This is a genomic window from Kitasatospora sp. GP30 (genome assembly GCF_029892145.1).
Lineage (GTDB): Bacteria > Actinomycetota > Actinomycetes > Streptomycetales > Streptomycetaceae > Kitasatospora > Kitasatospora acidiphila.
This window is the reverse complement of record NZ_JARZAH010000041.1, coordinates 56,768-66,162: the sequence shown is the minus strand read 5'-3', so window position 1 is coordinate 66,162 and position 9,395 is coordinate 56,768. Positions and strand designations below refer to the sequence as shown.

The following is a 9,395-nucleotide window of genomic DNA, read 5'->3' as shown; positions in this document are numbered from 1 at the left end:
TGGTACTGCAGGGGGGACCCTGTGGGAGAGTAGGACGCCGCCGAACAATTCTTCAGAAGAAGCCCCCACCGGGGCTGTGTTTAATCAAACACAGCCCCGGTGGGGGCTTCTTCGCGTTTGCGGAGAGCCTCCGAGGGCGGGGGAGCGCACGGTACGGAAGGTATGTCCGAGTAGTATCCGGGGCGTCCACGTCGAACTCAGGGGTTGATCATCGAATGGCACGTCCATCCCTTACCCGTGCACACCGGGCGCTGTTGGGCGTAGTGGCTGTCGGTGCCTGCCTGATCTCCGGGATCGGCTTCGCCGGGTCGTACTCGGCGGTACAGGCGCTGGCGATGCACAAGGGGTTCGGCGCGTTCTCGTACGCGTTCCCGATCGGTGTGGACGCCGGCATCGTGGTGCTGCTGGCGCTGGACCTGGTGCTGACGTGGCTTCGAATACCGTTCCCGCTGCTCCGTCAGGCTGCGTGGCTGCTCACGGTCGCGACAATCGCGTTCAACGCCGCCGCCTCCTGGGGCGACCCACTGGGCATGGGCATGCACGCAGTCATCCCGGTGCTCTTCGTCGTCGTGGTCGAGGCTTCCCGCCATGCGGTGGGGCGGATCGCGGCGATCACGGCGGACCGTCACATGGAGTCCGTCCGGCTGATGCGTTGGCTGCTGTCTCCGGTACCCACCTTCCGGATGTGGCGGCGGATGCAGTTGTGGGAGCTGCGGTCGTACGACGAGGTCGTGCGCCTGGAGCAGAATCGACTGGTCTACCGGGCTCAGCTCCGGTTCCGGTACGGGCGGGGCTGGCGGCGCGCGGCGCCGATCCAGGCGCTGCTGCCGTTGAAGCTGGCCAAGTTCGGTGTGCCGCTCGACGTTTCGGTACTGGAGCGGATGGACCCGCAGGCCGTCCCCGCTGCTGCCCCCGCCGTCCCCGCTGTCCCCGCTGTCCCCACTCCTGCGATGGAGCGTGAGGTGGTGGAGCTCGAGAGCGCGGAGCAGGAGGCGGTGCAGCCGGAGGCGGGCGCAAACCCGCGGTCTCAGGCCGTGGCAGTGGGGCCCACCCTCGCGAAGCTGGCCGCGGCCCGGTGGCGGGACGGTCAGCCGGGCCCCGAGCCGGTTGCGCAGGCGGAGCCGGCGGTTCGTCAGCAGGCGGCAGCGGTGGAGCAGCCGGTGCCCAGCCGACCAGGGCGACCGGTTGCGGCGCTGCGTGACATCAGGGCTCAGCTGCCGGTCGACGCGGTGGCGGGGCAGGAGGCGGCCGGTGGGCCTGGACAGCACCAGCCGGGTACCCCTGCGGCAGTTGCGGCCGAGCGACCCGCAGGTCAGCCTTCGCCGTGGTTCTCGGCGCGTGCAGCGGCGGAAGCCGAGGCACCCGTAGCGACCGCGCAGCCGGCGCACCCCGCGCAGCCCTCGCACCCGGACCAGCAGGGTGGCAAGGCCCCGGCCGTGCACCCCGCCGCACCCGCCGCCGCTATGACTCCGCAGGCGGAGCAGGCGAGCCGGCCACAGCCGACGGTCGCTCAGCTGCTCGCACTGGCCGAGAACCGAGGCCCGGCCCCGGTGGCGGAGCAGCCCGAGCTGGACCTGGGCGCCGAACCGGTTCCCGCTCCCCGGCAGCAGGCCCGCGCGGCGCACCCCGGTCCCGTGCCGCAACCCGGGGCCCCGCAGGGCGCCGCGCCGCAGCCCGCCCCCAGGCCGGCTGCGTCGGCGGACCCGGTGGCGGACAACGTTTTCGCCCCGCGGGTGCCGGTGTCGCCGCAGGAGGAGCCGGGCGGCTCCCGTCGTGAGCTGACCGTGGACCTCGCCGTGGAGGCACTGATGGCGTACCAGGAGGACAAAGGCCACGACCCTGACGAGGAGCTGCTCGCGCACTACCTCTTCACCGAGTACGGGGTGACCGGCCGCCGACCGGGTGCGCCGGCCAGCCGCGGCGAGATGTCCCGGATCTGGCCCTACCTGCGGGACCGCTACGCCACGCTCGGCCGTGACTGACCGGACCGGTCCGGCCGGCTGGTGAACACCCATTGACGCTTGCCGAGCACCGTGGCTACCGTCGCATCAACAATCTGTTGAAGCGACTGGGGGTCAGGATGTCCGAGGTCGAGCAGACTGACGGTGCGTGGGCGGGAGCGGGGCGGGTGACCTTCTCGCCTTCCGCGACCGCCGCGGTGGAGGCGCTGCTCGACCCGGTCGACGCCGAGATGGCCCACCGCTACCCGGGCGATCCGGGCACCAGGCAACCCGTGCACACCGTGTATGTGCCGGCCGACGCCTTCACTGCCGACACCGTCGTGGACTGGGGCCGACAGGCGGTGGAGGTGCTGGATGCGCAGGCCGGCACCCCGGCCGCGCTGGCCGAGGCGCTCGGGATCCCATCCGATGATCTGATCACCGATGTGCACGCCCGGGTCCGGGCCAAGCTGCTGCGCGAGCCGATCGAGGACCTGCGGATCGACTTCGAGGACGGTTACGGACCGCGGCCGGACACCGAGGAGGACGCCGAGGCGGTGCGGGTGGCCCGGCTGGTGGCGGCAGCGGTCGCCGACGGCAGCGCGCCGCCGTACCTCGGTGTGCGGTTCAAGTGCCTGGAGGCGGCGGTCCGCGCCCGGGGGATCCGGACCCTGGAGCTGTTCCTGGGCACCCTGCTGGCGGAGCACGGCACGCTGCCCGGCGGACTGATGCTCACCCTGCCCAAGGTCAGCCATCCGCAGCAGGTGTCCGCGCTGGTCCGGCTGCTGGCTGATTTCGAGGAGCGGGCCGGGCTGCCTGCCGGGCGGATCGGCTTCGAGATCCAGATCGAGACCACCCAGGCGATCCTGGGCGCCGACGGCCGAGCCACCGTCGCCCGGTTGATCGAGGCGGCCGAGGGACGGGCGACCGGCTTGCACTACGGCACCTTCGACTACAGCGCCGCCTGCGGTGTCAGCGCCGCCTACCAGAGCATGGATCACCCGGTCGCCGACCATGCCAAGGCCGTGATGCAGGTGGCCGCGGCCGGTACCGGTGTGCGGCTGTCCGACGGCTCGACCAATGTGATCCCGACCGGTTCCCGGGAGCAGGTCACCGCCGCCTGGCGCCTGCACTACGGGCTGGTCCGCCGCTCCCTGGCCCGGGCCTACTACCAGGGCTGGGACATGCACCCGGCGCACCTGCCGACCCGCTATGCGGCCGTGTACGCGTTCTACCGGCAGGGCCTGGCGGCCGCGGCGGCCCGGCTGGCCGCGTACGTGGCGAAGGCCGGCGGCGCGGTGCTGGACGAGCCGGCCACCGCCAGGGCACTCAGCGGCTACCTGCTGCGCGGGCTGGACTGCGGCGCGGTCGACCCGGCCGAGGTCACCGCGCTCACCGGCCTCGACCGGGGCCGACTGGACGCGCTGAGCGGGCGCCGACCGGCGAACGGCGGCGCGGGGCAGCGCGGCCCCACGGATGGTTAGGGTGGCCGGGACCGTGTTCCCGCCGTTCGGAGTGCCACCGCCATGTCGCAGCCAGACCCCAGGCCGTATCTGACCCTCCGGGCGGACGGCAGCCATGAGATCGAGGTGAAGCGCTCGCGTTTCATCTGCCATCTCGCGCGGGTCGGTGACGAGCAGGCGGCGCAGGAGTTCATCGCCGGGATCCGCAAGCAGTACTGGGACGCCCGGCACAACTGCACGGCCTTCGTGGTCGGGGCCGACCAGCGCCGCGAGCGGTCCAACGACGACGGCGAGCCGGCCGGGACGGCGGGCGTGCCGATGCTGGAGGTGCTGCGCCGACGGGGCGTCACCGACAGCGTTGCCGTGGTGACCCGGTACTTCGGTGGCGTGCTGCTCGGCGCGGGCGGCCTGGTGCGGGCCTACGGCGGTGCGGTCTCGGCGGCGCTGGACGAGATCGGCCTGGTGGAGCGGCGGCCGGTCGCGCTGCTGCTGGTGGCGGTCGACCACACCCGGGCCGGTCGGCTGGAGAACGAGCTGCGGGCGGCGGGGCACACGGTGCGGGAGTCGCACTACGAGGCGCGCGGGGTGCAGATCGAGGTCGGGGTTCCCGAACCGCAGGTGCCGGCCTTCCACGCCTGGCTCGCGGAGGCGAGTGGTGGTACCGCCGAGGCGGTGCCGGTCGGGCAGACCTTCGTGGAGGTCCCGTGGACCGAGCCGGTCTAGCCGTGCGAGCCGGGCTGAGCCGGTCCCGGTAGGGTCGGGCGGACGGACCGGGGGTCGGCTGCCCGGACGAACCGCCACAGTCGTATGTACTTTCGGATAAAGCGTGTTCCGACGGGTTCCCTCCGTGGCGGTGGTCAGTAGCCTGTGACCGTCGTCGAATCACACGGGAGCAGAATCCGAGATGGCCGTCATCCGGACCGTCACCCTCGCGCCGGGGGAGAGCACTGGCTGGCACTACCACCCGGCGATGGTTCGGGCCGTGCTGCTGTCGGGCGTCCTGACCCGGGTGTTCGAGGATGGGACGGTCAAGACTACTCAGCCCGGGCAGCTCCTGACCGAACTGCCGGACCAGCGGCACATAGGCCACAACGTGGGGCGGGAGACCGTGGTGATCCTGGCGAACTATCAGCAGCGGGCCGGCTGCCCGCTCGTGGTCCCGGCCGCGCCGACCGAGCAGGGCGCCGCGGCGGAACTGGCCGTGGTGGCACAGACCCTGCCAGACCAGCGCACTACCTCAGCTTCCGGCGATCGTGCCGGATGACGGACAAAAGCCACTCGAACGAATGAATTGGGCCCGGGGCTGGAACTACAGCCCCGGGCCGCTGCGTTCTTCGGGCACGGACCAGTCGACATCCGTCGGCCGCGGCCGCACGTCACCCCATCGATGGAGGAATCTCAGACCCCACCAGAGCACCACGGAGGCACCACCCATGAGCATCGAACGCGGCAGCCAGCGCGCTGCCGCCAGCAGGCCCACCGCCCCCGAACCCGGCACCGACCCTGGTGGCCCGCCCGGACCGGCCATGCCGTACCGGATGACGGTGACGACCCGTCAGTCCCATGCCGAGGCCGTCGCCCTGGCCGACCAGTGCCTGGGCTCCTGGCTCAAGCACGAAGGCTTCCCCGAGCCCCCGCCGGCCTCGACTGCCGAGCCGCCTCCGCTCATTGAGGCGCCGCCCGCGCCGCGCTCCGAGCCGCCGCCCGCTTCGAGCCCCGGAACGGCGCCGGTCCGGCTGCCACCCGAGGCCGCCCGCTCCACCGAAGGAACTGCCCCGACGCCGGTGCTGGCCGAGCGGATCCGCCTGGCCGACCGGGTGCTGCTCGATCGGGACGACGGACCGCTGCCGGCCACCCCGGGCGCCGCACCCGGCCAGTACACCCGCCGCCGGCTCCGGTTGCCCGCCCCACACGGCACCTACCAGCTGACCCTCACCGTCGTCACCGAGCTCGGCAGTCCCAGCTGGCTGTGCCTGGAGGCCGAGCATCTGCCGGCCAGCCTCGGACTGCGCACCCCCGCCCGGGTCCCGGTGCCGGACCTCGTCCACCGCCTGCTGCCCCTGCTGGACGCTCTCGACGGGCCTGCGGAGGTCCGCCCGCACCCCCTGCTCATCACCGCCGGCGAGGTCGACGGCCTCATCGACGAACTCTGCGACCCGACCCGCCGGCTGCCCACCGTGGTCGCCAGCGTGCCGGCCGATCTGGATCCGCGCGCCTGGACGGCCGAGGTGCTGCACCCCCTGCTGACCGGGGTCACCGGACTCGCGGTCGGTTACATCCTCGATCCCGGTGCCCGGATCGCCTTCAACATCGCGCTTGAGTACCACACCGTCTACGGCGGAGCGGTGCGCACCTATCTGCCCGAGGTGGACCCGGCCTCCCGGCGGGACGCGCTGCGCCACCTGGTGCTGCCCAGGCATCGGATCGAAGGGCAGCCGCGCCGGGCCGCCGCCCTACTGGCCCGGGAGCCACGGCGGTTGGCCGCGCTGGCGCCGCTACCCGAGCCGCTGGCCCGGGTGCCGGTGCTGCGGGTGCGGCCCAGTCAGCGCCGCCCGGCTCCGTCGCTGCGGCCGCCGGTGCCGCCCGCCGCCGAGCTGACCGAGCTGGTCGAGGAGTTGACCCAGGCCCAACAGGCCGGGGTCGACGAGCTGCAGCGGGTGCGCCGGAGCCTGCACCGCTCCTGGCGCCGGGAGCTCCACCTGCGCGCCGAGAACGAGCTTCAGGGGACGGCGCTGCGCCGGGTCAGCAGCCAGCTGCGGGCGCTCAACAGCCGGCTCTGCCCGCCCGGTGAGGCGGCGCCCGATCCGGCGGGGCTGCTGGCCGAGGCACCGACCGGGCCGGTCAACTTCGCCGAACTGCTGGGGCGCATCGGCGAGTTCCCGTTGCTCAGCTTCACCGGGGACGAGAAGGAGACGCTTGCGCTGGAGAACCGCACGGTCGGCGGCAACTGGGTCAGACTCACCTGGGAGGGCCTGACCGCGCTCCAGGAGTACGCCACCGTCGCGGTCCTCGGCGCCGCCGGCGGCGACTTCAAGCAGTGGTGCGAGCGGGCCTGGGAGGGCGGCAGCCGGTTTCCACCGCGCAAGGCGGTGCGCGGGGAGTCGCGCACGGTCTGCAGTCACGCCAAGATGCGCCGGGAGCGGATGTTCGTCGTCCCGTCCTCAGTGGATCCGAGCGGCCGGGCCTTCATGGGCGCCCATCTGCGCATCGGGGGCGGTCGCACGGCGCCGCGCCTGCACTACCTGGACGACTGCTCGGGCAGTGGCCGGATCTACGTCGGCTACATCGGCATGCACCTCACCAACACCATGACCAACTGACCCACCGACGACCCACCGACGACCCACTGTCAACCGCGCCAGGTGCAGCGCGGGGTGACGGGGGTGGAGAGGAGCGACAACCTGGCCCATCGGACCCGGAAACTGTGGACAATGCTCTCGGGGGTATGCCACATGCCCGGCCATCCAAGAAGCGCCGGACGACGAGCACGGGGGACTTACCGCCGATGCAGGATTCGACCAAGCGTCAGTCAGCCCTCGATGCCGCGCTCAACCTCCGCAGCGGCTTTCTGTCCGCGGTCTTCGGCGGGGCGACCGAAGGCCCGGGATCAGGCAGCACGGAGAACGGTCCGGCGGGCGGTGGGTCGGCCGGAGCGGCTCCCGAGCAGGGCACCGGCGAGGGCGAGCCTGATCCGCAGGTGGCCGCGCACGTGCGAGCCGCCGAGCTGACGCACCATCGGACGACCACGGTCCGCGCCGAGCAGCAGCGCCTGGCGGAGCTGCTGGTCCGGCTCGCGCTGCCGGTCAACGCGATGGACTTCGAGAGCCAGCGCCGCAGTTACGAGCCCCGGCCGTACCCCGACGGCCCGTCGACCGAGGAACGCGAACCGACCTGGGCGGACTTCGAGCCGCCGGCGCCGTCGGCCGGCGACGGCAAGCGGTTGCTGGACTCCGGCTACCAGCGGGAGCTGGCCCAGGCGCGGCTGGCCCACCAGCGCGCGCTGCGTGAGTGGCGCGCCGGGCGGTCCACCGCCGCCGACCCGGCCGAGGCCGCGGCCCGCGCCGCGTACGAGGAGGCCGAGCGGGCCAGGGCACGTGCCGTACAGGAGTACAACGACAGTCTGGAGGAGTGCCAACGGGCCTACCGGGAGGCCGAGCCGGCCGCGGTTGAGTCGCTGCTCGAGCGGGCGCTGGCCGCAGCGGAGGCCACCACGCCCGAGCTGCCGGCGCCCTGCCGTGCGGTCTTCCGGCCGCTCACCCGCACGGCGGTGATCGACCTGGACCTGCCGCCGCTGGGCCTGGTCCCCTCGCTGGACGGGTACAAGCTCTCCTCGGAGGGCGACATCAGTCCGGTGCCGAGGGCTCCCGCCGACCGGGCGGCCGACTACCTGCGGCTGGTCTCCCGTCTGGCGCTGCGTGCCCTGCAGGCGGTGGACGCGGTCGACACCGACGGCATCCTGGCCGGCGTGGTGCTCAACGGCTGGCTGCGCGAACCGTCCGTCAGCTGCCTGCTCAGCGTCGACGCGGACCGGGACGCGCTGGCCCGGACCAGGCTGGTGACCGAGGCCGAGCTGGTCGAGGAGGAGGGCGAGCCCGGGGTCTACGCGGCCGCCGAGCAGGACGAGGCACTGGTCCGGCTGCGCGACCTCGGCGCCGCCGTGACGCCCGACCCGTTCGCCAGGGTGGCGGTGCGGCCGTGTGCCAGTGCGGGGGCCGCGGTGCCGGCGGTGGCGGATCTGTCGTCCGGGGAGTTCGCCCTGCTGGTCCGGGAGGTGCTCATCAAGGGCGGTCTGCGGGACTGGAGTGTGCGGTTGCGTGGGCAGGCAGGGCTGGTCGCAACGGGCGCGGGGGCTGCGGACAGTGCGCTGCCCGGCCGCTGGGTGGTCTGCGCCTCACGCCGGCCCGAACCGGTGGGGGCGGCCGAGCTGGTGATGCTGGCGGAGGCCGTGGCGGAGGAGTCGGCCGGGCACGGCCTCTGGCTCAGTACGGGCGGGTTCACCGACGAGGCGCTGGACTTGGTCGAGACCCCCGAGTACCGCCACCTCCACCTTGCCGACGGGCCGGGCTTCCGGGCCATGGCCGAGACCCACCTCGGCCTGCCGCTCGCCGTCACCGGGGTGTGAAGCACCGGGAGTGCAGGCCGCGGGTGCGCCGGCCGCAGGAGTGTGGGCCGCTGGTGTGTGGGCCGGTGGTCACTCCGAGGCGGCGGCTGGGCGGCGTGCGGCCTGTGCATACGCTGCCTCGGCCCGCCGGAGGACCTTCAGCATCACGGTGACCTCATCCGGGTCGGCGCCGCTGAAGTACTCCTGCGCCACCTCCTGGCGGACTTGCGCCAGCCGCTCCACGGCGGCCCGTCCGGCCGCGGTCAGCACCAAGCCCACCGCCCGCCGGTCGGCCGGATCGGGCACCCGCTCGACCAGCCCGCCCTGCTCCAGGGCGTCCACCACGGTGGTCGCCGAGCGCGGGGCGATGTTCAACCGGTCGGCCAGCTCACTCAACCGGATCGCCCGGCCGGGAGTCTCGCACCGGTCGGCACGCTCCAGTACCCGCAGCGCCCGGCCCTGTCCCGGGGTGAGGCCGTACGGCTCCAGGCGGTGCACGGTCCGATGGCGGATCCGCTTCATCGCCCGGTTCAGCTCATCGGCCAGCTCGGCGATGTCGGTCGCCGCCGCGCTGCCGTCCGCGTCCGCGCTGCCGTCCGCCTCTGTACTGCCGGCAGCCTCCGCGCCTTCACCCGGCCCCCCGCTGCCGGCCGCGTCCGCGCTGGCGGCTGCCTCGGTAGTGCCAGCCGGCTCAGCGGTGTCAGTGGTCGCAGCGGTTCCGGGCCGGCGGGCGTCGGTGGACGGGCTGGACATGCGGGCTCCTCGGCGTTTCAGGTGCGGTCAGCGTAGTCCTCGGGGCCAGTGCCGAGCCAGCCACATGATGAGCCAGGCTCAGTTCTTCAGATCGACCAGCTCGACCAGCTCCGCCAAATCACCCAGCCCGGCCACCCC

General features: G+C 73.2%; 7 protein-coding genes. 6 read left to right on the top strand and 1 reads right to left on the bottom strand.

Features of this window, described 5'->3' with window-relative positions:
- Positions 1-215 precede the first annotated feature (215 nt).
- The 6 genes from P3T35_RS34195 to P3T35_RS34170 all read left to right on the top strand — a co-directional run bounded on the left by P3T35_RS34195 (position 216) and on the right by P3T35_RS34170 (position 8,525).
- Positions 216-1,982 (top strand): DUF2637 domain-containing protein, encoded by a 1,767-nt coding sequence (locus tag P3T35_RS34195; RefSeq protein WP_180356447.1) that lies wholly within the window; start codon positions 216-218, stop codon positions 1,980-1,982.
- Positions 1,983-2,128: 146 nt separating this feature from the next.
- Positions 2,129-3,424: an aldolase/citrate lyase family protein gene (locus P3T35_RS34190; RefSeq protein WP_101385012.1), complete on the top strand. Its 1,296-nt coding sequence runs from the start codon at positions 2,129-2,131 to the stop codon at positions 3,422-3,424.
- 42 nt (positions 3,425-3,466) lie between these two features.
- Positions 3,467-4,126 (top strand): YigZ family protein, encoded by a 660-nt coding sequence (locus tag P3T35_RS34185; RefSeq protein WP_101380377.1) that lies wholly within the window; start codon positions 3,467-3,469, stop codon positions 4,124-4,126.
- Between the two features lie 181 nt (positions 4,127-4,307).
- Positions 4,308-4,667, top strand: coding sequence for a cupin domain-containing protein (locus P3T35_RS34180; protein ID WP_101380376.1), 360 nt, complete (start codon positions 4,308-4,310; stop codon positions 4,665-4,667).
- A gap of 169 nt (positions 4,668-4,836) precedes the next feature.
- Complete coding sequence (locus P3T35_RS34175; RefSeq protein WP_101380375.1) at positions 4,837-6,723, top strand: hypothetical protein; 1,887 nt, start codon at positions 4,837-4,839, stop codon at positions 6,721-6,723.
- Between the two features lie 185 nt (positions 6,724-6,908).
- A complete protein-coding gene (locus tag P3T35_RS34170) occupies positions 6,909-8,525 on the top strand; it encodes a restriction endonuclease (protein WP_101380374.1) in 1,617 nt (538 codons plus the stop codon).
- A gap of 69 nt (positions 8,526-8,594) precedes the next feature.
- Here P3T35_RS34170 and P3T35_RS34165 read toward each other — a convergent pair whose 3' ends face one another.
- Entirely contained in the window at positions 8,595-9,257 is a 663-nt protein-coding gene (locus tag P3T35_RS34165; RefSeq protein WP_218976675.1) for a MarR family transcriptional regulator, read from the bottom strand.
- Between the last annotated feature and the right edge of the window lie 138 nt (positions 9,258-9,395).

What these genes read in the sequence shown, in the direction of transcription:
- P3T35_RS34195 (WP_180356447.1), top strand. Translation starts at nt 216, where the DNA reads ATGGCACGTCCATCCCTTACCCGTGCACACCGGGCGCTGTTGGGCGTA.
- P3T35_RS34185 (WP_101380377.1), top strand. Translation starts at nt 3,467, where the DNA reads ATGTCGCAGCCAGACCCCAGGCCGTATCTGACCCTCCGGGCGGACGGC.
- P3T35_RS34180 (WP_101380376.1), top strand. Translation starts at nt 4,308, where the DNA reads ATGGCCGTCATCCGGACCGTCACCCTCGCGCCGGGGGAGAGCACTGGC.
- P3T35_RS34175 (WP_101380375.1), top strand. Translation starts at nt 4,837, where the DNA reads ATGAGCATCGAACGCGGCAGCCAGCGCGCTGCCGCCAGCAGGCCCACC.
- P3T35_RS34170 (WP_101380374.1), top strand. Translation starts at nt 6,909, where the DNA reads ATGCAGGATTCGACCAAGCGTCAGTCAGCCCTCGATGCCGCGCTCAAC.
- P3T35_RS34165 (WP_218976675.1), bottom strand. Translation starts at nt 9,257, where the DNA reads ATGTCCAGCCCGTCCACCGACGCCCGCCGGCCCGGAACCGCTGCGACC.